At 62.3% G+C, this 26,138-nt stretch carries 22 protein-coding genes; 9 read left to right on the top strand and 13 right to left on the bottom strand.

Annotated elements, in window-relative coordinates:
- Position 1 precedes the first annotated feature (1 nt).
- The 7 genes from cheB to K6N12_RS17125 form a co-directional block, all read right to left on the bottom strand.
- Positions 2-1,045: a protein-glutamate O-methylesterase CheB gene (gene cheB / locus K6N12_RS17155; RefSeq protein WP_131711073.1), complete on the bottom strand. Its 1,044-nt coding sequence runs from the start codon at positions 1,043-1,045 to the stop codon at positions 2-4.
- Positions 1,042-1,950, bottom strand: coding sequence for a protein-glutamate O-methyltransferase CheR (gene cheR, locus K6N12_RS17150; protein WP_097623865.1), 909 nt, complete (start codon positions 1,948-1,950; stop codon positions 1,042-1,044). The genes cheB and cheR overlap by 4 nt, the downstream gene beginning before the upstream one ends.
- A complete protein-coding gene (locus K6N12_RS17145) occupies positions 1,947-2,414 on the bottom strand; it encodes a chemotaxis protein CheW (protein WP_088937874.1) in 468 nt (155 codons plus the stop codon). The genes cheR and K6N12_RS17145 overlap by 4 nt, the downstream gene beginning before the upstream one ends.
- Before the next feature lie 4 nt (positions 2,415-2,418).
- Entirely contained in the window at positions 2,419-4,707 is a 2,289-nt protein-coding gene (locus tag K6N12_RS17140; RefSeq protein ID WP_097623864.1) for a chemotaxis protein CheA, read from the bottom strand.
- Between the two features lie 17 nt (positions 4,708-4,724).
- Positions 4,725-5,090 (bottom strand): chemotaxis response regulator CheY1, encoded by a 366-nt coding sequence (cheY1, locus tag K6N12_RS17135; RefSeq protein WP_003570362.1) that lies wholly within the window; start codon positions 5,088-5,090, stop codon positions 4,725-4,727.
- Positions 5,087-5,383, bottom strand: coding sequence for an STAS domain-containing protein (locus tag K6N12_RS17130; RefSeq protein WP_003588585.1), 297 nt, complete (start codon positions 5,381-5,383; stop codon positions 5,087-5,089). Before K6N12_RS17130 ends, cheY1 begins: the two co-directional genes overlap by 4 nt.
- A gap of 63 nt (positions 5,384-5,446) precedes the next feature.
- Positions 5,447-7,075 (bottom strand): globin-coupled sensor protein, encoded by a 1,629-nt coding sequence (locus tag K6N12_RS17125; protein WP_097623863.1) that lies wholly within the window; start codon positions 7,073-7,075, stop codon positions 5,447-5,449.
- A gap of 626 nt (positions 7,076-7,701) precedes the next feature.
- Here K6N12_RS17125 and K6N12_RS17120 point away from each other — a divergent pair.
- Positions 7,702-9,123, top strand: coding sequence for an ArnT family glycosyltransferase (locus K6N12_RS17120; RefSeq protein ID WP_097623862.1), 1,422 nt, complete (start codon positions 7,702-7,704; stop codon positions 9,121-9,123).
- Positions 9,124-9,275: 152 nt separating this feature from the next.
- Here K6N12_RS17120 and K6N12_RS17115 read toward each other — a convergent pair whose 3' ends face one another.
- Positions 9,276-9,575 carry a helix-turn-helix domain-containing protein gene (locus K6N12_RS17115; RefSeq protein WP_179867052.1) on the bottom strand — a complete coding sequence of 100 codons (300 nt, stop codon included), beginning with the start codon at positions 9,573-9,575 and terminating at the stop codon, positions 9,276-9,278.
- A 34-nt stretch (positions 9,576-9,609) separates the two neighbouring features.
- Here K6N12_RS17115 and ybaL point away from each other — a divergent pair, with 34 nt between their 5' ends.
- The 4 genes from ybaL to K6N12_RS17095 all read left to right on the top strand — a co-directional run bounded on the left by ybaL (position 9,610) and on the right by K6N12_RS17095 (position 15,382).
- Entirely contained in the window at positions 9,610-11,430 is a 1,821-nt protein-coding gene (gene ybaL / locus K6N12_RS17110; RefSeq protein ID WP_097623861.1) for a YbaL family putative K(+) efflux transporter, read from the top strand.
- 54 nt (positions 11,431-11,484) lie between these two features.
- Positions 11,485-11,865, top strand: coding sequence for a hypothetical protein (locus K6N12_RS17105; RefSeq protein WP_097623860.1), 381 nt, complete (start codon positions 11,485-11,487; stop codon positions 11,863-11,865).
- A gap of 83 nt (positions 11,866-11,948) precedes the next feature.
- On the top strand, positions 11,949-14,498 hold the full coding sequence (secD, locus tag K6N12_RS17100; RefSeq protein ID WP_097623859.1) for a protein translocase subunit SecD: 2,550 nt from the start codon (positions 11,949-11,951) through the stop codon (positions 14,496-14,498).
- Between the two features lie 173 nt (positions 14,499-14,671).
- Positions 14,672-15,382, top strand: coding sequence for a sensor histidine kinase (locus K6N12_RS17095; RefSeq protein WP_097623858.1), 711 nt, complete (start codon positions 14,672-14,674; stop codon positions 15,380-15,382).
- A 125-nt stretch (positions 15,383-15,507) separates the two neighbouring features.
- Here K6N12_RS17095 and K6N12_RS17090 read toward each other — a convergent pair whose 3' ends face one another.
- The 3 genes from K6N12_RS17090 to K6N12_RS17080 all read right to left on the bottom strand — a co-directional run bounded on the left by K6N12_RS17090 (position 15,508) and on the right by K6N12_RS17080 (position 17,533).
- Complete coding sequence (locus K6N12_RS17090) at positions 15,508-15,945, bottom strand: response regulator (RefSeq protein WP_097623857.1); 438 nt, start codon at positions 15,943-15,945, stop codon at positions 15,508-15,510.
- A gap of 31 nt (positions 15,946-15,976) precedes the next feature.
- Positions 15,977-16,681 carry a helix-turn-helix transcriptional regulator gene (locus K6N12_RS17085; RefSeq protein WP_097623856.1) on the bottom strand — a complete coding sequence of 235 codons (705 nt, stop codon included), beginning with the start codon at positions 16,679-16,681 and terminating at the stop codon, positions 15,977-15,979.
- A 474-nt stretch (positions 16,682-17,155) separates the two neighbouring features.
- On the bottom strand, positions 17,156-17,533 hold the full coding sequence (locus K6N12_RS17080; RefSeq protein ID WP_097623855.1) for a response regulator: 378 nt from the start codon (positions 17,531-17,533) through the stop codon (positions 17,156-17,158).
- A 193-nt stretch (positions 17,534-17,726) separates the two neighbouring features.
- On the opposite strand from K6N12_RS17080, the gene K6N12_RS17075 reads away from it, so the two are divergent.
- Genes K6N12_RS17075 through K6N12_RS17060 form a run of 4 tightly spaced genes read left to right on the top strand, consistent with a single transcriptional unit; the run spans position 17,727 to position 23,521 of the window.
- Positions 17,727-19,868: a sensor histidine kinase gene (locus tag K6N12_RS17075; protein ID WP_222148913.1), complete on the top strand. Its 2,142-nt coding sequence runs from the start codon at positions 17,727-17,729 to the stop codon at positions 19,866-19,868.
- Positions 19,855-20,280, top strand: a complete 426-nt coding sequence (locus tag K6N12_RS17070; protein ID WP_003584210.1) for a response regulator — start codon at positions 19,855-19,857, stop codon at positions 20,278-20,280. The genes K6N12_RS17075 and K6N12_RS17070 overlap by 14 nt, the downstream gene beginning before the upstream one ends.
- 4 nt (positions 20,281-20,284) lie before the next feature.
- On the top strand, positions 20,285-21,880 hold the full coding sequence (locus K6N12_RS17065; protein ID WP_097623853.1) for a response regulator: 1,596 nt from the start codon (positions 20,285-20,287) through the stop codon (positions 21,878-21,880).
- A 21-nt stretch (positions 21,881-21,901) separates the two neighbouring features.
- Complete coding sequence (locus K6N12_RS17060; RefSeq protein ID WP_179867051.1) at positions 21,902-23,521, top strand: VOC family protein; 1,620 nt, start codon at positions 21,902-21,904, stop codon at positions 23,519-23,521.
- A 122-nt stretch (positions 23,522-23,643) separates the two neighbouring features.
- Here K6N12_RS17060 and K6N12_RS17055 read toward each other — a convergent pair whose 3' ends face one another.
- Positions 23,644-24,549 carry a DMT family transporter gene (locus K6N12_RS17055; RefSeq protein WP_097623852.1) on the bottom strand — a complete coding sequence of 302 codons (906 nt, stop codon included), beginning with the start codon at positions 24,547-24,549 and terminating at the stop codon, positions 23,644-23,646.
- Between the two features lie 142 nt (positions 24,550-24,691).
- Positions 24,692-26,128 (bottom strand): FAD/NAD(P)-binding protein, encoded by a 1,437-nt coding sequence (locus K6N12_RS17050; protein WP_222148912.1) that lies wholly within the window; start codon positions 26,126-26,128, stop codon positions 24,692-24,694.
- Positions 26,129-26,138 lie beyond the last annotated feature (10 nt).

Here is a 26,138-nt window from a genome sequence, read left to right as displayed (position 1 = left end):
TTTATTCGGTCCCTTCCTTTCGGGCGGCTGTCATTTTCAATATTTCTTCACCGATGGCAGACAGGGGCAACTGCTGCTCCACGGCGCCAAGTTCATGAGCAACCCTTGGCATTCCGTAAACGACACAGGTTTTTTCGTTCTGGCCGAGTGTTCTGGCGCCGGCGTGGCGCATTTTCAACAATCCGGCGGCGCCATCGCGGCCCATGCCGGTCAAGATCACGCCGACGGCGTTGCGGCCAGCCAGCTCGGCGACCGAATCGAATAGCACGTCCACCGATGGGCGGTGACCGTTGACCGGCGCCCGGTCGACGAGACGGCAGCACGGCGCCGAGGCGTTGCTGACCTGGAGATGACGCTCGCCGCCCGGCGCCAGATAGATCTTGCCGATTTCGAGGCGGGCACCATCGGTCGCTTCCTGCACCACCGGCGCACAGAGGCGGTTCAGGCGTTCGGCGAAGCTCTTGGTGAAGGTCGGCGGCATATGCTGGGTGATGACGGTCGGCGGGCAATTGGCCGGAAACTTCTGCAGCACGGCGATGAGCGCCTCGACGCCGCCTGTGGACGAGCCGATCGCGACGATCTTGCGGCCGACGCGGAAATCGGCGACGGCGGGCGGAGGTGCCGGGGCGGCCACCGGCTGGGAAAACTGGCGCTGCGTGCGGGCGGCTGCCTTGACCTTCTCGGCGAGATCGCCGAAGGGCCTGAGTTCGCCCGGCGCCGGCTTGCCGACGCAATCGAAGGCGCCTATCTCGAGCGCTGCAAGCGACGCCTCGGCGCCGCGATGGGTCATTGTCGATACCATGATGACGGGCATCGGACGCAGGGTCATGATCTTTTCGAGGAAATCGAGACCGTTCATGTTCGGCATCTCGATGTCGAGCGTCACGACGTCGGGGTTCAGCCGCTTGATGGCCTCGCGCGCTTCCAGCGCATCGCCGGCCTGGCCGATGACATTGACCTCGGGGTCGGAACTGAGGACGGCGGTGATCAGCCCCCGCATTGTCGGGGAGTCGTCAACGACGAGAACCCTTGCCGGAGCGCTCATGCCTTCCTCCCGAGACCTTTGGCCGTGTAGCGATAGGTTGTGATGCCGATATTGTCGAAGACGTGTTTCGCTTCGCCGGACACACGCTCGGAATGGCCGATATAAAGATGACCGCCCTCCGGCAGCAGGCCGGCGAAACGCTGCCAGATCTTCATCTGCGTCGGTTCATCGAAATAGATGACGACGTTGCGGCAGAAGATGACGTCGAACTTGCCCTTGAACGGCCATTGCGCCATCAGGTTCAGTTCGTTGTAGGTGATCAGCCGCTTGACGCGGTCATCGACCTGGAACTTTCTGCGGCCCTGGATCTCGACTTCGCTGAACCATTGCTTGCGCATGGCGGGCGAAACGGTTTCGAGCGCGTTTTCGTCATAGGCGCCAGCCCGGGCGATCGCCAGGATCTTCGGGTCGATGTCGGTTGCCAGGATCTTGAAGTCGTAATCGGCGACATTCGGCATCAGCGACAGCACGGTCAACGCGATCGAATAGGGCTCCTGCCCGTCCGAAGAGGCGGCCGACCAGATGCGCACCCTGCCGCCCGATTTCGCCCGCTGCAGAAGCTCCGGCAGGACATGGTCGCGCAGGTGGTCGAAATGATGGTTTTCGCGGAAGAAGCGGGTAAAATTGGTCGTCAGATGCGACAGCATCTCGCGGCGCGGCGCCGCACCCGCCGGCGAAGCGACGAGGTCGCAATATTCCCGGAAACCGGACAGGCCGAGATTGCGGATATGCTTCGACAGGCGCGAATAGACCAGAGACGCCTTCGTCTCGTTGAGGAAGATGCCGGCATCCGAATAGATCATCGCGGCGATCTCCGTGAGGTCGCGGCGCGTCAGCGGATATTCTCCGCTCGCCAGGACCTCGTCGGACCCCTGTCTCTGATCTTTTGCGCCCATTGCGTTCATGCGGCTTCGCTTTCGGTCTCGGGAAAGAGGGATTCGAGTTCGATCAGGCAGATCATGCGCTTTTCGATGGCAAGAATGCCGCGGGCAAATTGACGTTCGAGCTCGGAGGAAATCTCGGGCGTCGGCTGGATGGTTTCGTCGGTCACCGTCAGGATATCGGACACGGCGTCGACCAGGAGGCCGACCACCTTGCGCCGCACCTGGGCGACGATGATGACATGACGGGCCGTCGGATCGGCCGGCTTCATGCCGAGGCGGGCGGCAAGGTCGATGATCGGCAGCACCGCACCGCGCAGGTTGATGACACCGAGCATATAGCCAGGCGAGTGCGGCATCGCGGTCGCCGGGGTCCAGCCGCGGATCTCACGAACCGACATGATGTTCACGCAAAATTCCTGATCCCCGATGCGGAACGCGATCAGCTCGCGATCCCCTTCGTTCAGATTTTTTACGGCGTACGACATTCCCTTACCCTACCGCTGCTAACGACATTTCTGCTTTGAGCGACTGGCCGCGCGAGGCGCCGACAACCGCGTCGACATCGAGAATGAGAGCGACGCGCCCGTCACCGAGAATGGTGGCGGCGGCAATGCCCGGCACATGGGTGTAGTTGGCTTCCAGGCTCTTGATGACCACCTGGCGCTGGCCCTGGATGGCGTCGACCATCAGGGCGCGCTGGCCGCCGCCTTCGGATTCCACCAGAAGCGCCACGCCCTCGACCGGGTTGGCCTGGGTCGCGCGGAAGTTCAGGATGCGGCCGACATCGACCAGCGGGCAGAAGCTGTTGCGGATCGAGATCAGCCGGTGGTTCGCACCGAAGGAGTGGATCGCGGAGGCTTCCGGCTGCAAGGTTTCGACGATCGCGGTCAGCGGCACGACCAGCGTCTGGCCGGCGACGGTGACCACCATGCCGTCGAGGACGGCGAGCGTCAGCGGCAGGCTCATGGTGAAGACCGAGCCGTGGCCGGGCTTCGAGGTGATGTTGATACGGCCGCCGAGCGCCTGGATCGAACGCTTGACGACGTCCATGCCGACGCCGCGGCCGGAGATGTCGGAGATCTTGTCGGCCGTCGAGAAGCCCGGCAGGAAGATCAAGTTGTCGATTTCCTCGTCCGACAGGTTGGAATCGGCCGGGATGAGGTCGTTGTCGATCGCCTTCTGGCGGACCTTCTCGCGGTTGATGCCGGCGCCGTCGTCGGCAAGCTCGATCAGGATGCGTCCCGAACGGTGCTTGGCTGTCAGGCGAACCGTGCCTTCGGTGTTCTTGCCGGCGGCTGCGCGCTTTTCCGGCGTTTCGATGCCGTGGTCGACGGCATTGCGGATCATGTGGGTCAGCGGCTCGGCCAGCTTGTCGATAACCGTCTTGTCGACTTCGGTGTTTTCACCTTCGGTGATCAGACGGATCGACTTGCCGGTCATGTCGGCGATTTCGCGGACGATACGCGACATGCGCTGGAAGACCGGCTTCACCGGCTGGGCGCGGATCGCCATGACCGAGTCCTGGATCTCGCGGGTGAGCTGCTGCAGCTCTTCCAGGCCCATGTTGATCGAGGAGGTGCCAGTCGTGTCGTTCTCGATGACGCTCTGTGACAACATCGCCTGGTTGATGACCAGCTCGCCGACGAGGTTGATCAGGCGGTCGACACGGTCGAGATCGACGCGGATCGTCTGGCCGGCGCCGGCGGCATTGTTCTGGGCGGCAGCAGCACTTGCGGCGGCTGCTGCGGCGGCTGCCGATTCCTTCTTTTCGACGCGGGCGGCAGCGGCGGCCATCTGCGTGACGTTGGAAGCGGTCTCGGCGGCGGCAACGGCAGTGGCGGCCTCGGCTGCCGCAGTGCCGGAAACGTCTTCCGCAGCACCCGCTTCGTCCAGGATCGACAGATCGAAGGGAACCGGCACCATCGGCAGTTCGTCGTTGCTGGTCGCCTCAGCCCTTGCTTCCTCGACCGGCTTCACCGTCAGTTCGCAATCCCATTCGGCGAATTCGAAGACGGTGCGAATGGCGTCTTCGCCCTTGTCCGTCTTGATCGTGACGTTCCAGAAGAAATAAGCGCCTTCCGGATCGAGTTCATCGAGGCCCGGCAACTCATCGCTATTGCAATAGATGGTCATCTCGCCGAGGCGCGAGAGGTCGCGCAGTAGCAGCGTGGCGTCATTGCCCTTGGAATAGAGTTCGTAGCGCGGCTTGAAGATGACTTCATAGGCCGGCATGCCGGAGCCTGCATCGCCCTCGCCGCCAAAATCGTCGAAGGAAAAGGGGACCGGCTGGAAGCCGCTGTCGTCGGTCGGCTTGGGAGCCGGCGCCGGAGCGGCGGCGGGCTTTGCGGCGGCCTTGGGCGCCGGTGCCTCGGCCAATGCCGAGGGAGACGGCAATTCACCGTTGGCCAGCGCCTCGAGCTCCTTGACGAGACCGCGGCTGCGGCTTTCATCGACACTGCCGCCGTCGCGCGCAGCATTCGTCAGGTCGGCGAGCACGTCGGCCGACTTCAGCATCACCTTCAGGACGTCCTGGGTCGGCTCAAGCTTATTGGATCGAACGCAATCGAGAGTGGTCTCGAAAACATGGGCGAAGGCGACCAGATCATCAAGGCCGAAGGCGCCGGCGCCACCCTTGATCGAATGCACGGCGCGGAACACCGCATTGACGGTTTCCGGATCGCGATCGCCATCATTCATTTTCAGAAGACCGGATTCCAGCTCGGCGAGCTGTTCCTCGCACTCCTGGAAAAAGATCTCTTTGATTTCGTTCATATCCATAGGAGCAAATCCTGGGTTTAAGCGGTTACACGCTCAATGGCATCGATCAGCTTGGCCGGGTCGAAAGGCTTGACGATCCAGCCGGTGGCGCCAGCCTGGCGGGCGCGGTTCTTCTTTTCCGCGTCGCTTTCGGTGGTCAGGACCAGGATCGGGATCGCCCGATATTTCTCGTTGCGGCGGACACCTTCGATGAAGCCGAAGCCGTCGAGGCGCGGCATGTTGATGTCGGTCACGATGACGTCAGGATTGGACTCTTCGAGAACCTCAAGACCCTCGACGCCGTCTTCCGCCTGAATCGTCTCGAAGCCGGCATTGTTAAGCGTCACGAGAAGCATGTTTCGGATGGTGCGGGAATCATCCACGGTAAGAACTTTTTTCTTCATTGCCGAATCTCCTTGGCAAGCAGGTGATCAATATTGACGCCCACCAGCTGCATGGTTTTCTGAAATGCGTCGGACACCTTGGAAAAGGTGAATGGCTGCTTGTCCTGCTCCCAGGTCTTCTCGGCGGACATCAGAACCTGGGCGCACAGAGCACCGATCCGTTCAACGCCGGAAGCGTCGATCGACAGACCGCTGCCCCTGAGGGAGAGGAGTTTATCGCGCAAGGCGGAAGCCTCGTTGAGGTCGAGCACCGCTGTCAGATCCAGCGTCTTGCCACTCTTCTTTGCTACCATCAGCTTTTCCTTGTCCCCTTGTCCCCGGCTCGAGCGGACGAGCTGAGGCAATCATCCGATAGGTTAGTAAACATTCCGCCCACCTCCGACGCCTGCGAAAGGCTGCGGAAGGCTAAAATCATCATTTTCGTAGTCGTCCTCGGCCACTGCCGGACGGGCGGCGGCTTCGATGGCGCGCGGCGGCGTCCCACGAACCGGCGCCGGGCGCCCGGCATTGGCGTTTTCCCGGGCGATGCGGAATTCGCGAATCGTCTGGCCGAGCTCGACAATGACGGTATGGAGGTGGTCGGCGCCTTCGGCCGAGCGCTCCGCAAGGCCGGCGCTGCCTGCCACTTCGCCGCCCAGACCCTTGACGTCTGAAGTCACGCTATCCAGGCTCGCGGCATGTTCGCCGGTACGGGTGGCGATGCCGGCGATGGCGGCATTGATGTCGGTAACCTGGCGCACGATGCTGCCGATGGAATCCTGTGTGCGGCCGACCATCTGCACTCCGGCATCGACCTGCGATTTGGTCGTCGTCACCAGCGTCTTGATCTCGCGGGCGGCTTCGGCCGAACGCTGGGCGAGCGCGCGGACCTCCTGGGCGACGACGGCAAAACCGCGGCCGGAATCGCCGGCGCGGGCGGCCTCGATGCCGGCATTCAGCGCCAGCAGATTGGTCTGGAAAGCGATCTCGTCGATCGCGCCGATGATCTGGCCGATCTTTTCGGCCGACTGCTCGATATCGGCCATGGCGCTGATCGCGCGGCCGACGACCTCACCGCTTTCCTCGACGGCGGCGCGCGTCGAGGCGGCGGCCTGCTCGGCGGCGCGGCTGTCGGCGGCCCCGTCGCGAACGCTGGCGGCGATGCCGGCAAGCGCGGCGGCGGAAAGCTGCAGCCGGTCGGCTTGGCCGGACGCCGTGCCGGCGAACTGCCTGGACAGGCCGGCAAGCGAACCCGTCGCCGCTTCGGCCTTCAACGTGCGTTCGGTGATGGCAGTAAACTCTGCCTGGAGACCATCCAGTGCGCCGTTCAGCGCGGCGGCAGTCGCCGCATGGGCGCCGTCGACCGGCGCGCGCCGCGTCAGGTCGCGGGCGGAAAGGCCTTCGATGACATCGCCGAAGATCCTGACGATCTCGGCTTCGTTGTCGGCGCGCTGATCGGCGAGCGCACGGCTCTCGGCGGCGCGTTGAGCATTGAAGCGCAGCGAGACGGCAATTTCCACATCGACCATGACGAGGCGGATGATCGCCGTCATCAGATCGGAGATTTCGCGGGTGCGGCGCTTGGCCGACGGCAGCAGCGGACGGCCGGCAATTTCCTCGGCGAGACCGGAAACGACATGCTCCAGCATGACGCCGTGGCCGGCCACGTGCCAGCGCGGATCGAGGCCGATCTTGCTTTCGGTATCGGAGAGAACTTTGACGCGTTCGGCATAGAGGCTATCGAACCGTGCATCCGTCAGCACGTCCCAATGCGAGGACTGCAGATCATGCAGGCGCTCGACCTGGCGCTCGCTGTCGAAATTGCGCGCCGCGTCGGGGAAAGACTGGAACCTGTGGAAGAGATCTCTGAGGCCTGCCTTCAGATGCGCTTCGAGGGACGACCGGTTGCGGCGCACCAGCTCGCACTGGTCGGCATCGAGGCCGGCAAAGCGCAGGCGGTCGCGCAAGCTGCCTGCCTGTGCTCCACGAGCCTGTTCTGATGGCATGTCCTGCCTCAACGCCTGTCCCCGACCCACTGTCCAGGCGAATGCCTGGTTAAAAACTTTCGCAGCATCCAGAGAACGCAAAGCCTCGAGACGGTTCTCACCACCGGTTACAACCGGCGGGTCGAAGCCCCCTGATCAGCTATGTTTCGGAGCTGTCTGAAGAGATGGATACCGGATCAACCCGGTACGGCGGGACGGCGTCATGCCTGGTGGGAACGAGTGCATCTTCCCATTCCGACGTGTAAACCAATGTTTATGGTTAATTCCTTGCTTGAAGGTTAATAAGCCCTTCGCATTGCCGGCTTTTGAAGCAATTCAAGGCCGCTTGCAGCAAATACTGCGGCGGAGTTGCACGGCTGCTACAAGGCACACGCAAGCTCCATGTTATAGGCCGGTCGATAACCAAGACATGACGTCGACAAGGACAGAGCAATGATTGTTCTCGGATTGGGTGCCTGCTTGATTGCAATGACGCTGCTTGCCGCCGTCGCCCGCCTCGATTCTCTCGCCGCAAACCGCGATATCAGCGCGCTTCGGGTTTTCTAAAACCCCTCCCTGCCCGTTGGCAGTCCGGCACCTTTGGTGTATCGCACTGGCGCCTTTCATGTCAGCGGAACACGTGGTTCATGTCCCCCAGATCTGGTCTTCTCATCGTTCTCGGCTTCACGCTCTGGCGCGTCGTCACGCTAGTTTTCGACCGGACGGACCTTTTCGTCGATGAGGCGCAGTACTGGTTCTGGGCGCAGAATCTTGATCTCGGCTATTATTCCAAGCCGCCGATGATCGCCTGGGTAATCCGGGCGATGACCGCGCTTTCCGGCTCCGACGCCATCTACTGGATCAGGCTCTCCGGGCCGCTCATCCACATGGCGGCGGCACTTGTTTTGATGAAGGTTGCAAAGCGTTTCGTCGGCCCGGAGATCGAAGGCTGGACGGGCGCCGCCTATATTACCCTCCCGGGTGTGGCGCTTTCTTCGGTGTTTTTCTCGACCGATGTCATCCTGCTGTTCTTCATCGCGATCACCCTGCTTGCCTATTTCAGCCTGACACAGCGGCGCTCGGTCGGGCTGGCGCTGGTCATGGGCCTCGGCGTCGGCCTCGCCTTCCTGACGAAATATGCGGTGCTGTTCGTTGTTCCGGGCGGCGCGCTTGCCCTCCTCCTCATTCCGGCGGCGCGCATCGCCATCCGGGATTTCATCGTCGCGGTTGCGGTCGCGGCGGTCGTCGCCCTGCCCAACCTCTGGTGGAACCTGCAGCACAACAATACGACGGTGCGGCATACGCAGGATATCGCCCATTGGAGCGATCTCGGCATCAATCTCCGTCGCGGGCTTGAATTCTTCTCCGCCCAGTTCGGCGTCGTCGGGCCGATCATCTTCTTTGCGATGCTTTGGGCGGTCTATCGGATGATCAGGGGCAGGAGCGACGACCGGGAAAAGATGCTGGTCTGGCTGTCGATGCCGGTGGTGGTGCTGATCACGCTGCAGGCAACGGTCGCCAAGGCCTATGCCAACTGGGCCGTGACCGCCTATGTCGCCGGCACCATCCTCGCCGTCTGGCTGCTTTACCGGATGTGGCCGAAGGGCCTGCGGCTGTCGCTCGGCATCAACGGCATCGCCAGCCTGCTCTTTCCGCTGGCGACGATCTTTCCGCAGCAGTTGCTGCTGCCGAACGGCGACGAAGTGATGAAGCGCTATCTCGGCCGCGCCGAGGTCAGCCGCGAGACCGCCGCACTCGCGGCTCAGGCCGGCACCGACATCATCGTCACCGACGATCGCGACATGGTCGCCGATCTTTTCTACACGCTGCGCGATGCGCCCTACAGAATCTATGCACGGGCGCCCGCCGGCCTTCCGGAGAGCTATTACGAACAGGAATTCGCGTTGCCGGCCGACATCCCCGGAAAGGTGCTTTACCTGACGATCGGGCCCTTCAGCTGCGCCTCCGAGACGCCCGAGGTGCTGAAGAACTGGCAGCCGACCGAGGGCTATTACAAGGGCAAGTCGCTCTCCGTCTACAAGGTCGCCGCAGCCTGCCTGGCACCCTGAGCCAATCGATTCCGATTTAAAGCCTGTCGCGCAAACCCGTGCCGCGGTTTTCCCAGGCAAAGCGCGAAGCGCCTTTGCCGCAACGACATGCGTAAAAACGAACAGCTAAAGCGCAAGGAGCGAATCTGAAAATCGCGACGCGCTTTAGGAAATTATGCCGTGGGCAGGCAGAGGCCGGTGCCCGCCCCTTCGATCTCGACGAATCTGACGCCGCCTTCCTCGAAGGCGAGGCGCAGCTGCGCCTCCGTCGCGCGGTGGATGTTGTGGTGGCGCCCCTCATAATCGCGGATGGTGCTGCGGGAGACGGCCGCCCTTTCGGCAAGATCGGTCTGGGTCCAGTCGAGCAGGCCGCGCGCCGCCCGGCAGAGAGCCGGGGTCAGAATTGTTTCCCTTGCGCCTTGACCCATGATTACAACTTGCCCATATTGGTCGATATAAACCATATATGTCACATTATAAACGGGATTTCCAGATCGGGAGACAGCAATGCCGCACGATACGCCCTTGATTTCGACAATCGTCGGCGGCCTCGTGCTGGCTTTCATCTTCGGCGCGTTTGCCCATCGGCTGCGCATGCCGCCGCTGGTGGGCTATCTGATTGCCGGCGTTCTGGTAGGCCCGCATACGCCGGGTTATGTGGCGGATCAGAGCCTGGCTCCGGAGCTTGCCGAAATCGGCGTCATCCTGCTGATGTTCGGCGTCGGGCTGCATTTCTCGCTCAAGGACTTGCTGTCGGTGCGCGGCATCGCCGTGCCCGGCGCGATCGCCCAGATCGCCTTTGCGACACTGCTCGGCTGGGGGCTCGGTGCCTTCTTGGGCTGGCCGACCGGCGGCAGCCTGGTCTTCGGCCTGGCGCTTTCGGTCGCTTCCACAGTGGTGCTGTTGAAAGCGCTGCAGGAGCGGCGCCTGGTCGAGACGGAGCGCGGCAGGATCGCCGTCGGTTGGCTGATTGTCGAGGATCTCGCCATGGTGCTGGCGCTGGTGCTGATCCCGGCCGCAGCCAGCATCGGCGGTGAGGGTCACGCGCCGGTCGAGCCGCTCTCGGCCGGACTGAACCGGCTGTTCGGGCTCGATCTCGGCATCGGCGGCATGATCGCCATGACGCTGGTGAAAGTGGCGCTGTTCGTGGCGCTGATGCTGGTCTTCGGCCGCAAGCTCATTCCCTGGACGATGCACCGCATCGCCCATACCGGGTCGCGCGAGCTCTTCCGGCTCGGCGTGCTGGCGATCGCGCTCGGCGTCGCTTTCGGCGCGGCCAAGCTTTTCGGCGTGTCGCTGGCGCTCGGCGCTTTCTTTGCCGGCATGGTGCTTGCCGAAAGCGAACTCAGCCATCGCGCCGCCCAGGAAAGCCTGCCGCTGCGTGACGCCTTCGCCGTGCTCTTCTTCGTCTCGGTCGGCATGTTGTTCGATCCGAACATCCTGATCGACAGGCCGCTGCCGATCCTCGCCACCATCTTCATCATCGTCATCGGCAAATCCGTCGCCGCCCTGCTGATCGTGCTCACCTTCAAGAAGCCGCTCGGCACGGCGCTGACGATTTCGGCCAGCCTTGGCCAGATCGGCGAATTCTCCTTCATTCTCGCCGCCCTCGGCGTCGAACTCGGGCTGCTGCCGGAGGAAGGCCGCGATCTGATCCTGGCCGGCGCCATCATCTCGATCATCCTCAATCCGCTGCTGTTCTTCCTCTGCGACCGCATGCGGCCGATGCTAGAAGGCGCAAAAAGAGAGGAAGCCGCGGTGGAATCCGCCCCCTCCGCGGATGCGGCGGTCGCTCATGAAGAGGTGCAGCCCGAAGACGACGAGGTGCACCCGACTGCTCTCCGCGGCCACGCCATTCTCGTCGGCTACGGGCGGGTCGGCAGCATCGTCGGACAGAATCTCAAATCGTCAGCCACACCTTTTCTCGTCATCGAGGATTCCGACAAGCGCATCGGCGAGCTGAGGGCGCAAGGGGTCGAAACCCTGATGGGCAATGCGGTGATGCGGGAAACCCTCGACCTCGCCAATCTTTCCGGCGCCCGCAGCATCGCCATCGCCATCCCGAACGCCTTCGAGGCCTGCCGCATTGCCGAGCAGGCGCGCAGCGTCAATCCGTCGATCCTCATCGTCGCCCGCGCCCATTCCGATGCCGAGGTCGATGAATTGAAGCACTATGGCGCCGACACCGTCATCATGGGCGAGCGTGAAATCGCGCTTGGCATGGTTGACCGGCTCGCTCAAGTGCATCATGACAGTGTGCCCTATGAAGACGGGCATGGGCCTGATACAATTATTGCGGCGGATGAGCCTCCGCCGCCAAAAGAATGAGAGATTGGCGCGCTTTTGAGCCGATACGGGAGTGACATCGCCGGGACGGAGAAGGTGGAGCTGGATCAGCACCATCTGACCAGCCGTGTCGCCGCTTCCCTGCTTGTCGCCATCCTTGCCTATATCGGCCTGCTCGTCGGCGGCAATCTGGTCATTTCGCCGGCTGCCGCCGTCAATACGCTTTCCTCTTCCGGCCGGGATACACAGCCGCCGCAGCTGACCGCGCGCGATGCCGTGCGTGGCGTGCTTGCCACCGAGCGCCGGCTTGCGCCGAAGCAGGCGGCCCATGACGGCGGATCGCCCATGCTTGCCGCTGCCCCGGATGTCGATCTCGCCGGCTGGACCATTGCAGCCGCCTTTCCGGCATTTGATGCTCCGCGTCATGCCGCGATCTCCAGGACCCATCAACCGCGCGGACCGCCGGTCGCTGCCTGACGTTTGCGCCGAGGCGCTTCCGACATCTGACGACATGCCGCCAGCGCCCGAGCGCCGGCCCTCGATTATCTAAGGAATACAACATGCGTACTTCACCATGGCTGGTGTTCACCTATACGGTGATCATCCTGATCGGCCTATTGATCGCCCTGCCTAACGTCCTGCCGCAATCTGTCCTTCAGCGCGTGCCGGCATGGCTGCCGCATGAACAGGTGTCGCTCGGTCTCGACCTTCGCGGCGGCTCGCATCTCGTTCTGGAAGTCGACGAGGCGGATCTGACCAAGGAGCGGCTGCAATCGCTGCTTCAGGATGCGCGTCGCGTGCTGCGCGAAAAGGGCATCCAGCCGAAGGCCGTCGTCCGCAGCCAGAACCAAATCGTCGTGACGCTGACCGATGCCACGCAGAGCGATGCTGCCGTCACCGACCTCAAGACGCTCGCCAACCCGATCAGCACCGGCCTCAGCGCCGGCCAGTCGGATCTTGATGTCATAGCGAACGGAGCGACCATTACCATCGGCTTCTCCAAGGCCGGCATCTCCGCCAATGTCGACAACGCCGTCCAGCAGAGCCTTGAAGTCATCCGCCAGCGCGTCGACCAGGTCGGCGTTTCCGAGCCGACCATTCAGCGCATCGGCGCCAATCGCGTGCTCGTGCAGCTGCCGGGCGCACAGGATCCGACGCGGCTGCGCCAGCTTCTCGGCTCCACGGCGAAGATGTCGTTCCATATGCTGTCGCCGAACAACCAGCCCGGCCCCGGCGTGACCATGCTGAAGGACGATGAAGGCCGGACCTATCCGGTGCTTGACCGCGTCGAACTCTCCGGCGACCGGCTTTCCGACGCCCGCGTCAGCTTCGACCCGAACACGCATGAGCCGATCGTCAGCTTCCGCTTCGACAGCGCCGGCGCCAGCCGTTTTGCCGATATCACCCGTCAGAATGTCGGCAATCCCTTCGCTATCGTCCTCGACGACAAGGTGCTGAGCGCGCCCGTCATCCGCGAGCCGATCACCGGCGGTTCCGGCCAGATCTCCGGCAACTTCTCGGCCGACAGCGCAACGACGCTTGCCGCCATGCTGCGCGCCGGCGCCCTGCCCGCCAAGCTGACGGTCATCGAGGAACGCACCGTCGGCGCCGACCTCGGCGCCGATGCCATCAAGATGGGTATTTATTCCGGCATCGTCGGCTTTATCCTCGTTGCAGTCTTCATTTTCGTTCTCTATGGCACCTGGGGCGTGCTGGCGAATATCGCGCTGCTGATCCACACGATCCTGACCTTCTCGGCCCTGACGCTGGTCGGTGCGACGCTGACGCTGCCGGGCATTGCCGGTATCGTTCTCGGCATCGGCCTTGCGGTCGATGCGAACGTCCTCATCAACGAGCGTATTCGTGAAGAGACCCGCAAGGGCAAGGGCGCCTTCGCCGCCATCGATACCGGCTTCAATCGTGCCTATTCGACGATCATCGACGGCAATATGACGGCCCTGATCGCCGCGGCCATCCTGTTCTTTTTCGGTTCCGGCCCGGTTCGCGGCTTTGCCGTGACCATGGCGCTCGGCCTGATCATCTCGATGTTCACCTCGGTCGCCTTCGTTCGCGTTGCGATGATCGAGATCACCCGCCGTCGGAAGTTCAAGGTGCTGAATATCCGGCCGTTGATCCCGTTCAGCCCTTATGACAAGCACATCGAGTTCATGAAGGCACGCTTCTTCGGCGTCACCGTGTCGGCGCTGCTTTCGATCGCCTCCGTCGTGCTCTTCATTCACCCCGGCCTCAACTACGGCGTCGATTTCCGCGGCGGCATCCAGATGTCCGTCAAGACCCAAGGGGTCGCCGATCTGGCAAAGTTCCGCGAAGGTCTTGATAGTCTCGGCCTCGGCGAAATCACGCTGCAGTCCTTCGGCGACAAAAGCAGCATTCTGGTTCGCGCCCAGCGGCAGGAAGGCGGCGAAGAGGCGCAGACGGCAGCGGTGACCAAGCTGAAGGCCGAAGTCGCCAAGATCGATCCGACCGCCACCGTCGAAGGCACGGATGTCATCGGGCCGAAGGTCAGCGGCGAGCTTGCCTGGGCCGGCATCCTGTCGGTGGTGATCGCCAGCCTCGCGATGCTCATCTATATCTGGGTGCGGTTCGAATGGCCGTTTGCCGTCGGCGCCATCGTCACGCTGGTGCTCGACGTCACCAAGGCGATCGGCTTCTTTGCGATCACCGGCCTCGACTTCAACCTGACGGCCATCGCCGCCATCCTGACGCTCGTCGGTTACTCGGTGAACGACAAGGTCGTCGTCTATGACCGCATGCGTGAAAACATGCGGCTCTACAAGTCGATGCCGCTGCGCGAGATCATCGACAAGTCGATCAACGAGACCCTGGCACGAAGCCTCTACACCAATGCGACGGCCTTCCTCGCCCTGGTGCCGATGGCGATCTGGGGCGGCAGCGCCGTCTCGAGCTTCGCAATCCCGATGGTCTTCGGCATTCTCGTGGCCGGCGCCTCGTCGATCTTCATCGCGGCACCGATCCTGCTCTTCCTCGGCGACTGGCGCCGCCGCCATGCCAAGGCGGCAGCGGCAACCGATGGCGCCGTCGAAATCATCCCGCCGGAACAGGGCCGCCCGCGCAAGTCGGCGAGCTAAAATCCGCCTGTTAACACATCCTTGAAGAGGGCGCCGGTTGCAGAGCCGGCGCCCTCTTTCTATTGTCGATGACTGCAAGGATAAAATCCTGCAGCGATTCAAAGGATTACCGCGCCCGTGGCGCGTCTGATAGGATGTGGGGCGCTAGCAGCAGAGATCGGGGAAACCGCCAAATGTCATCAAACCCGACGAGACGACCGGAAGTGGACGATAGCAGCGAGGAGCGCATCAAGCGTTTTCTCGCAACCGCCTCGCACGATTTGCAATCGCCGCTGCGCCATATCGCCATGTATGCCGAACTGCTGCTCGACGATCTCGAGGGAACGCTCGACGGCGAACAGCTTCAGAGCCTCCGGATGATCATGGAAAAGGCGCAAGCCGCGCAGCGCCTGACCAAGGCATTGATGAGCCTTGCCGGTGGAGCACCTCAGGTGACGCCCGAAGAGGTCGATCTGCAGGCGCTGGCCGAAAATGTCTGGGGCGAACTGACCGATGAAACCGCGGTTTCCGATGCGACACTGGAAAGCCAGGGTCTGCCCTCGCTCCGGAGCGATCCCGCCCTGCTCGGCCTAGTGCTGCGGCATCTGCTGATCAATGCGCTGACCTATCGCAGCGAAGCGCCGCTTCATGTGGTCATCAGCGCGGAGCGGGAGGTGGCGAATTGGTTCATCCGGATTTCCGACAATGGGGCGGGCATTGATCCGGCCTATCGGGAGCGGATCTTCGAGCCGTTCTGGAAATTGCCGAAGGCGGGAACGGTGCCGGGCGCCGGCCTCGGACTGACGACGGCGCGAGAGTTTCTGGCAGCGCTTGGCGGCGATCTCAGCCTCGAACATTCGGATCAAAGCGGCAGCCGCTTCCTCATCCGCCTTCCGGTCGCCTGAGCTTAAAGCGCGCCGCGTCAAACTTGATTCATGCGACGCGCTTTAGTTCTTTGTTTTGATGCATGTCGTTATCCCGGAACCGCTGCACACTACCAGGCGACATGCATCTGAAAGCGTGCGTCTTTTCAGATGCTGTAATCGTCCTTCCAGAAATCCGGGACGTCATAATTCACATATTCGCGGATGATGTGCTGCAGCGTCTGGGCGTCGATTTCGTCCTTGCCGATGCGGAAATCGACGCCGTAATCGGGGAATTCCTGGAAATAGCCGCCCGATATGTCGGTCGAGACGACGCCGATCGGGCCGGTGAAGCCGATGCCGCGCAGTTCCGGCACCGTTTCGCGGAAATCGGCGTTCGGCAGCAGGCGGTTGTCGAGCAGGATGAGATCGAAACGCGCCAAGCGGATCTTTTCCAGCGCGTCACCGATCGATGGCGAATATTCAACCTCGACGGCCGGCTCGGAGAGATCGGCGATCTTCTTCTTGAGCGCACGGAATTCGATGAATTCGTCGTCGACGAAGAGAACCTTCACGGCATTCTTTCGCACAGTTTCGGTGATCATCGACTTAATTTCCCCAATCCCGAAACCGGCTTCACGTGACCAAGCCGTTCCGCAAGGCGATCGCCACCATGTGAACGCGGTTGACGGCGTCAAGTTTGCGCGCAGCCGCGGTGATGTGCGAATTGACCGTATGTTCGGAAAGACCGAGAATGATGGCGATCTCAGCCGACGTCTTGCCTTCGCTCGTCCATTTGACGATTTCCTGCTCGCGCTGGGTGAGCCGCCCGGACATTTCCTGTGTCAGGATTTCCTCATAAAGCTTGTCGAAAATGCGCATCGCGTCGAGAAGCATATCGGCGATCTCGCTCTGATCCGGCTCCTGACGCTCGCCGCTGAGGACGAGGCAATAGCGCCGCCCTTCGGGGGTGAACAGCGGGATGAACAGAAAGACGCCGCTCAGGAACTCATTGAAAACGAGATCCGAGCGATAATCTTCCGGCCGTACGCTCCTGCCATGAACCGGCGTTGCCAGAAACTGGGCGGACTTTGCCCGGACGGTCCCGAGCGCTTCCTTCAACGTCGTGATGAAAAGGCCGACACGCCGTTCGGCGACATTGGTGATGACGATATCGCGTTCCCCGAAAGGGGCAGACGCCTCGGAAATACGGGCAAGCGCGAAATTGTCGAAGTTGTAGTGCTGTGCCGCCGACTTCAGCAGCCGGAAAAAATCGGTGCGGTTGATCGCCCGGCTCAGCTCCGGTCCGGCATGAAAGGGAATTGCCGGGGCGTTGTTCATTCCCACTCTTCCTCTCCTCGATGCCTCCGATCCCGAAATCTTGGGATATACGTCTTAAACGCGAAGAGCTACAAAAATTGCGAGACAGTTGATGACGAATATCGAAACGGGGACTTTCGGCATTCAAAGGCGGAAATCATCAATTATCTCAGCTACAGGTGATGCACGGGCAGATTTTACTGAGCGCAGTAGTTCTTACCTGGGTATCGTTTTCTTCCTGCATTCAACATCCAAGAATGCAGGAAGGCAGTGCCAGACGTAAGCGCGAGAGAGCCGACAGACCCATTTGGCTAAGGGGTTGGCTGATGTTCGTGGCGGCGAACGCGGGTCGATCGGTTCTCTCAGCGCTTATTTTGCCAATCATTTGCTTCGCTTCGGTTGCATCTTGTGGTGCGGCCTCGACCTTGTCAATTGCGCTTTGTCAAATGGTTGGGACATGGGACGGGGAACAGGTTACCGGGCCTTCGCCGCTTCCTACAGCTCAAGATTGAGAATAATCCCGGCAAGATCAAGCGGCTTTTCCAGATAGGCGTCGGCGCCGGCCTCAAGCGAGCGCGCGCGGTCCTCGGCAGCATCCGAGCCGCTGCAGATGGCAAGCCGCATCGCCTTGAAACGGTCGTCCCGGCGCAGCCTTGTTACCAGGGCGATGCCGCTGTCGAGCGGCATGTACAGATCGGCAACCAGCAGTTCCGGCAGCGCCCAGCCTTCCGCCGCGCGCTGCTCCAGCGCCGCCAGTGCCGTCTCGGCGGTCGAAAAACAGAATAGATCGACATCTATCTGCTGCTTCCTGCGGATATAGTCGAGATAGAAGAGATCATCCCTGCTGTCGTCGACGTAAATTATGGTTGGCATTCAGCACCATGATTTGGATATTGTTCGATGAACCTTGCTGTCCTTCGACCTCACGATATCGCGATTTCGCGAAAATTCGATCCATCTTGTCGAAAAATCGTTTCGGAAAAAGCGCGGCGTCGTTCTCCCCTGCCTATTGAGTATTCCTCGATTTCGGAAAAAATGGCCGCGCGAACCGAGGAGGACATGACGGGTGCAGGATAGTGGCAACGTGGACCTGCAGGACCAGCGGCAGCGGCAGCGCTACCGTGGCTTTGCGATTGCGGTCGGCTGCCTGATGTTCCTTCTCGGAATGAGCGCCCTTGCCGGCTGGCTATTGCAGATCCAGGTGATCATTTCGCTGGTTCCCGTCTTTCCGTCGATGGCCTTCAACACCGCGCTCTGCTTCGTGCTGTCCGGCCTTGGGCTTGCCGCCTCGACGCTGGCTGCCCGTCGCTTTCTGATTGCCGCAACGGTCATGACAGGGATTGCGGCGGCGATCGCTGCGGCCCGGCTCTTGGAAATCGTCACCATCGGCCGGACGTTCCACAATATCGACCTGCTGATCACCCGCTTCGTCATTCCGCCGGATTTCATCGCGCAGATCGGCGGCGGCATGGGCCCAAACACGGCCCTGGTCTTCCTGATCGCCAATCTTTCGCTGCTGTTCTCTCTCTACGTCGAGAGGAGAAGCCAGGTGGTGCAGGAGCTGACGAGCTACATCGTTATCACCCTGGGCATGATCGCGCTCGCCAGCTATGTCACCGATGCCGAACAGGGTTACCGCTGGGGGCCTTATGCGGCGATGGCGCTGCATACGGCGGTCGGCATGGTGATCTTCGGCTCAGGCCTGCTGGCGCGCTCCTGGTGGATGCAGCCGGCAAACCGCGCACAGATTCCGCTCTGGATCCCGGCTGCGGTCTGCTTCACCGGCCTCCTCGTCGATCTCTACACGCCGCTCGGCGTTGCCAACGGCATTCTCTATGTGCCGCTGGTGCTGACGGCGCTCTGGTTCGGCAACAGGAATGCGCCGCTTTTCTTCGCGTTTGCCTGCACCGTGCTGTTGATGCTCGGCTTCTTCGCCGTCAGGCACAACGAGGCGGCATTCTGGCAGGAGATCGCCAACCGCACGATTACGGCTGCGACGCTCTGGCTGATCGCGATCCTCGTCTTTTATTTCATGCGCAACAATCATAACCTCGAAACCGAGCGCGTCCGTTTCGGCGCGCTGGTGCGCGGCACGCCCGATGCCGTCATCGTCATCGACGAGAGCGGAACGATCAGGAGCTTCAACCCGGCGGCTGAAAGCATGTTCGGTTACACCCCGCAGGAGACGATCGGCCGGAATATCAAGATGCTGATGCCCGAACCCTACCACTCCGAGCACGACGGCTATCTCGCCCATTACCGGAAGACCGGTGAGGAGCGCATCATCGGCACGACGCGGATGGTTTCCGGACGACGCAGGAACGGCATCGTCTTTCCGATCGACGTTTCCATCAGCGCCGTTTCCACCGGCGATGCGAAGATCTTCGTCGGCATCGTGCGCGATATCAGCGAGCGGGCCCGGCAGGAAGAGCGGATGAAAACGACGCTTGCCCAGCTCGAGGCCTACACGGCCGAACTCGAGCGCAGCAATCACGACCTCGACGAATTCGCCTATATCGCCTCGCATGATCTCAAGGAACCGCTGCGCGGCCTGCATAACCACTCCCGATTCCTGCTAGAGGACTACGAAGACAAACTCGACGACGACGGCGTGCGCCGACTGAACCGGCTGGTGCGCCTCAGCCAGCGCATGGAAAAACTCGTCAACGACCTGCTGTATTTCTCCCGGCTCGGGCGGCAGCAGCTGGCGGTCAAGCGCAGCGATATCGGCCTGATCGTCAAGGATGTCGTCGCGACCATGGAGCTGCTGCTGGAGGAACGCCATGCCAAGGTCATCATCGATGGCCAGTTGCCGGATGTGGTCTGCGACGCGCCGCGGCTGACCGAAGTGTTCCGCAATCTCATCACCAATGCGATCAAATACAACGACAAACCGGCGCCGCTGGTGTCGATCGGCTATCTCGATCGGTTCGTCGGCCAGGACGGCACGATTGCCCGCAACGTGTTTTTCGTCAGGGATAACGGCAAGGGCATACCCCAGGAATTCCATGAGGATATTTTCCGCATTTTCAAACGGCTGGAAAAATCGCAGGATTCCGACGACGGCACCGGAGCAGGCCTCACCTTCGTCCGCAAGATCATCGCGCGGCACAATGGCGATATCTGGCTGGAATCCGAGGTCGGCGCCGGCACCACATTCTACTTCACTCTGGGAAAAAAGCGCGAGGGGCAGAATGCAGCAGCGTGACACGCAACCGATCCTGATCGTCGAGGACAGCGAAGACGATTTCGAAGCGACGATGCGCGCGTTCAAACGCACCAATCTGCGCAACTCGATCCGTTGGGCAGCCTCGGGGCAGGAAGCGCTCGACATGCTGGCCGTGATGGTGCCGAAACCGGGGCTGATCCTGCTCGATCTCAACATGCCGGGCCTTGACGGCCGCAAGACGCTGGAGGCGATTAAATCGAACGCCGGCTGGCGCAAGATCCCGGTGGTGATCCTCACCACGTCCGACGACGAACGGGATATCGAAGGCTGCTATGCGCTCGGCGCCAATACCTATGTCCAGAAGCCGGTCGATCTCGACGGGCTCTTCGCGGCGATCCAGCGACTGAAGGAATACTGGTTCGAAATCGCCATTCTGCCGCTCGAGGACTGACAGATTGGCCGAAGAGTGCAGCATTCTCATCATCGACGACAATATTGACGATCGCGAGGTCTATCGCCGCATATTGGGCCGCGTCTCCAGCACCGCCTATAGCGTCCTGGAGGCGGAGACGGGCGAAGAGGGCCTTGCGCTGAACGGCCGCAAACGGCCGAACTGCATCCTGCTCGACTATTCGCTGCCGGGCCGCAACGGGCTCGGCGTTCTTGCCGATATTCTGGAGAACGATCCCGCCGCCAACGTCATCATGTTGACCGGCCAAGGCAGTGAAACCGTCGCCGTCGAGGTGATGAAGGCCGGCGCACGCGACTATCTCACCAAGGATTCGCTGTCGCCGGAAACGCTGCATCGCTGCATCCAGAACGCCATCATGCACGGCATGCTGGAAGCGCAGTTGGAACAGAAGCGGCAATCGCTCGAGATTTTCACACGCGCCATGGCCCATGATCTGAAGGAGCCGCTCAGGACGATCAAATCCTTCAGCCGCATCCTGCACGGTTCTGCTGCGCTTCCGGCCGACGACCGGGAACTGCTCGATTACGTGTTGAGTGCCGCCGACCATATGGAAGACCTGATCGTCAAGGTCTCGGGCTTCACCAGGCTCGAAGCCTCCGGCGGGCCGGAGCTCACGCCGGTTTCGCTCTCTGCCGTACTCGACCAGGTGGAGGACAATCTGCGCCAGCAGACCGAAAGCCGCGGCGCGATCATCATCCGCGGCGCGCTGCCGGAGGTCATGGGCGATGCGACGCTGCTGACCCAGCTGTTGCAGAACCTCGTGTCGAATGCCATCCGCTATTGCGAGCAGAAGGTTCCGGAGGTCACGATCTCAGGCGAAGCCCATGGCGATTTCTGCCGCCTCACCGTACGCGACAACGGGCCCGGCATCGATCCTCAGCATCGCGAATTGATCTTCCAGCCGTTCAAACGCCTCGTCGGCCGCGGCATCGAGGGCACCGGGCTTGGCCTTGCCATCTGCCGCCGCATCGCACAACTGCATGGCGGCTCGATCTGGTGCGAGGCGGAGGATGGCCCGGGTGCCACTTTCGTTCTCGACGTGCCGCTCGCCGAGACGAGGCCCGAGCCGCTGCCGGCAGCGGCCATCCCGCACAGCGGCAAGCCTGCGGAGCAGCCGGGTGAAGGCGAAGGCAGGCTTGCCGAAGTGCTGTTGGTGGAGGACAGCCCGGCCGATATCCAGCTTCTGAAGATCAAGCTGATGCGGCGGGAGAAGGTGAATTTCAATCTGCATGTCGCCACCAACGGGCGCGAGGCGATGCGGCTGCTCGAAGAACGCGCCTGTATTGCCGAGGTGCCGCAGATCGACCTGATGCTGCTCGATATCAACATGCCGATCATGGACGGCTTCGAGGTGCTGCGTGCGCTTTCCACCGATGTCCGCCTCAACCAGATTCCCGTCTGCATTCTCAGCACGTCAAGCGATGAGACCGACCGGCAACGGGCCAGAAATCTCGGTGCGCGCGCCTATATGGTCAAGCCGCCGACCCTGCAGCAACTCGAAGAGGCACTCGAATATGTCGATCATCTGGAATTGCTGCAGCGCGGCGATTCGCTTGCGCTTTGTGCGGAACAAAACTAAGCGGTGGTCATTGGCAACGGTATGACCTTCGCAACTCTCATACTCGCGCTCCTGACGACTCCGCTTCAATCAGGACTGCTTCCGATGGTATCAGGCATACATCACGTCACGGCCGTCACCCGAAAGGTGCAGGCGAACGTGGACTTTTACGCAGGTTTTCTCGGCCTGCGGCTGGTCAAGCAGACGGCCGGCTACGAGGACGCGACGCAACTCCATCTGTTCTACGGCGATGCGGCAGGGACGCCGGGTTCGCTGCTTACCTTCCTCGCATGGGAAGACGGTGCGCCCGGCCGGGCCGGCTACGGCCAGATCAGTGAAATATCACTGTCGATCGATCCCGCCAGCATCGGTTACTGGCTGACGCGCGCCATGAGCTTCGGCCTGCGCTCGGAAGGACCGGCGGACGAATTCGGCGAGCCCGTGCTCCGGCTGAAGGACCCCGACAACATCATCCTCAAGCTCGCCGGTGCAAAGCACGTCACATCGCCGGCGGCCTGGCACGGCGCCTCGATCCCCGCGGAGCACGCCATCCAGCGCGTGCGCGGCGCGACCATGCTGACGGAAAAGCCGACTGAAAGCCGCAGCTTCCTCGAGAGCCATTTCGGCTACCGCTTCCATGCCAATCGCGGCACGATCGACAGACTGGTTTCGCAGTCCGGCGACGTCATCGACGTGCGCGATGCCCGCGGCTTCTGGTCCGGCGCGCCGGGCACCGGGACCGTCGATCACGTTGCCTTCCGCGCTGCCGACGAGGAGACGCTGCATTCCGTCCGCAAGGCCCTGGAAGCCACCGACGCATCGCCGACCAACATGCACGACCGCAAATATTTCCGCTCACTCTATGCCCGTGAGCCCGGCGGCACGTTGATAGAGCTTGCGACCGACAAGCCGGGCATGATCGTGGATGAAGAGCAGGCCGCTCTCGGGACGAAGCTGTTTGCGCCGCCCGAAGCGATCACCAATCTCCATGACCTGAAGGTCGTGCTGCCGCAGTTTGCAATGCCCGGCCAACCGCGCATCAATTACCGCGAGCTGCCTTTCGTCCACCGTTTCTATACGCCGCCGGATCCCGACGGCAGCGTCTTCGTGCTGCTGCACGGCTCCGGCGGCAACGAGACGACGCTGATGCCGCTGCTGAACAAGGCGGCACCGCGGGCGACTCTGCTCGGCGTGCGCGGCAGGGCGACCGAGGAAGGGTTTCCGCGCTGGTACAAGCGCATTACTCCCTTCTCCTTCGACCAGAACGACATCAAGACCGAGGCGGAGGCCTTCGCCGCCTTCATCGAGGGCGCCGTCAAATCCTACGGGCTCGATCCCCAGAAGGTCGTCTATGTCGGCTACTCCAACGGCGCCAACCTGTTGAACTCGCTGCTCTACCTGCATCCGAACCTGGTTCACAAGGCGGTGCTGCTGCGCTCCATGCCGGTGCTCAGCGACTATCCGCATGCCGACCTGAAGGGCACCGACCTGCTCGTCATCAGCGGCAAGACGGATGCCTACGGCAAATATGCGAGCGAGCTGGAAGATCGGCTGAAGAGTTCGGGCGCCACGGTCGATTCCGACGTCATTCCCGGCGGCCATGATCTCGGCGATGCCGATGTGCCGATCATCCAGAAATGGCTGCTGCAGGAAAACCGCTAAAGCATGTCGCGCAAAACTGCGCAGCGGTTTTGCGGCAACGACATGCGCAAAAACAAAGAGCTAAGGCGCGGGGAGCGAATCTGAAAGATCGCGACGCGCTTTAGGCGCCGGTTCCGAAATGCTTAAACCAGAACGCGGGAAGCGCGGGCAACCATGATGCCGGCGAGCACGACGGCAGCGCCGAGCGCCTGCATCGTGCCGATCGCTTCGTTCAGCAGCCCCCAGGCAAGGATAGCCGCGATGACCGGCTGCAGCAGCAGCGTCAAAGAGGAAAAGGCCGGCGGCAGATAGGCCAGCGCATAGGTGATCGCCACCTGCCCGCCGGCATGGCTGATAAAGGCGAGACCGAAAAGGATCGACCAGCCATAGAGGCTCGCGGGCAGCATCTGACCTTCGTAAAAGAAGCCGATCGGGAAGATGAAAATGGCAGCGGACGCCGTGCTCCACATCATGATTCTGATCGTATCGAACCGGCTGCGCAGCCTGCCGATCGCCAGGATATAACAAGCGTAGAAGAAGGCCGCGATCATCGCGATGCCATCGCCGCTGAGGTCGCCATTGCCGATGGCTGCCGGCCCGCCCTTTAGAACGACGACGCCTGCCAAGGCCAAGGCAAGCCCGAACAGGAAAACGCCGCTGATCCTCGCTCCGAAAAAGACGAAGGCGATCATCGTGACGAAGACCGGTGCGAGGTTGGCCAGCAGCGTCGCATTGGCAACCGAAGTCATGGTGAGCGAAAGGTGCCAGGCGGCGAGATCGAGCGACAGCATGACGCCCGGCAGGATCAGCATGCCGTAATCGGAAAGGCTTTGCGGCCTCGCCCCCGCATCCTTCTTCATGAGCGAGACGATGAAGATCGGGATCAGTGCCAGCGCCACGCGCCAGAAGGCCGTCGCCATCGGCCCGACCTCGGAGAGCCGGACGAAGATCGGCGAGCCGCCGATTGCCGCCCCGCCGAGAATGAGGGCTGCAAGGGCGAGGCGATTGGAAGGCGAGGCTTCGGAAAGGGTGGAGGCAGCCTGCAACATGATCTCGATATTTCTGGTCGCCCGAAAGCAGGGCGATGGGATGTTGGCTGCCGTGAGTATCAGATGTCGATCATGAACGACAGCCGCCAAGCGACATAGGAATGTAAAATCAGGGGGAATGTAAAATCAGGGGAATGTAAAATCAGGCCGGATGCGTGTGTGTCGTGTTCACCCGCAGCTTTCCGGCAATCTCGTTTGCGACGAAGAAGGCATGCTCGGTCACCTGCGGCAGGCCCATCAGCTCGCCGAAGGTGCCGCGCGCCAGCGGGCCGGAGATCAGCAGCGACGGATCCGCCTCTCCTGACCGGCCGATCGCCTCCGAATGCCCGGTGCAGGCAAGGCCGAGGCCAGTGGGATCGAGCGACAGGTGGCCGTTTGCCGCAAGGGCTGCAAGCCAGGGCTGAGTTTCGAGAATGCCGCCATGGGCCGGGCCGGTGGTGACGATGACGGCGTCATAACTCCGCTCCAGCGGCTGGCGGTGCTGCCGCGGCTGCAAGGTGCACAGGATGAACTCGCCCTCGATGCGCGCATCGGCGACGGAGCCGGCAAGGATCTCGAGCCGGCCGGTAGCAATCGCCGCGTCGAGCACGGCCTCGACTTGCGGAGCGATGCGGAACCGGTGCACGTCCCAATAGGGACGAAGATGGCGGACGAGGCGGCGGCGTTCGGCAACCGGCAACGCCTGCCAGAGATCATATCCCTGCGCCCGCACCTGATCGATCACGCCGTGCCAGCTGATCCCTTCCGCTTTTGCCGCATCGATGGCGGCGCGGATCCTTGCCAGCAGCGAGCCGGCGGAATGGGTCGCATCGGCGAGGAAATCGCCGAAGAGCGGCTGCGGCACCGGCGCATGCCCGCGCGAACGCAGGCCACGGCGCGAGATCGCGGTCACCGGCCCCTCATGTCCGTGCTCGGCAAGCGAGGCGATGACGTCGGCCGCCGTCAGGCCGTTGCCGATGACCAACACCCGGTCATGCGGGCGGATGACCTGGAGCGCGCCGGGTTTGGTGGTATCCACGACGAAACGCGGATGGTCGGCGAGCCGGCTCGCCAGCTGGCCGGGGGCTGCGGGCGGCGGATGGCTGGTGGCGATCGCGATGATATCGGCCTCGGTCACGCCGCCTCTATCGTCGCGGATCGTCCAGCGGCCGGCACGACGCTCGACGCCGGTGACCGCGGCGTGACAATGACGCACGCGACCGTCTTCCAGCAGTGGTTTCAGCAGCGAGGCGACATATTCGCCGAACAGCTGGCGCCGCGGGAAAAGCGAGCCATCGGGCTGTTTGGCCTTGCTGTCGCCGGCAACGGCATCGCGAGATTCGATCCAGGCCTGGAATTCGCCCAGATCGTCCGGCTGCAGGCTCATCTTGGCAGCCGGGACATTGATGCGGTGCGCCAGATCATCCGTGTCGTAGGCAAGGCCGCGGCCGAGTTCGGCGCGCGGCTCGAAGACCAGGATGACGGGAGCTTCGCCGCAATTCGCCCGGGCGAGATGATAGGCGACGCCGGCGCCGGAGACGCCGCCGCCGATAATGGCGACGACAGGCCGTTCGGATTTCGGGAAAGGCTTGGACTGCATGGTGGCCGTA

The organism is Rhizobium redzepovicii (assembly GCF_019793435.1).
GTDB lineage: Bacteria > Pseudomonadota > Alphaproteobacteria > Rhizobiales > Rhizobiaceae > Rhizobium > Rhizobium redzepovicii.
The sequence above is the reverse complement of the archived record's forward strand: the minus strand, read 5'-3'. Positions and strand labels throughout refer to the sequence as shown.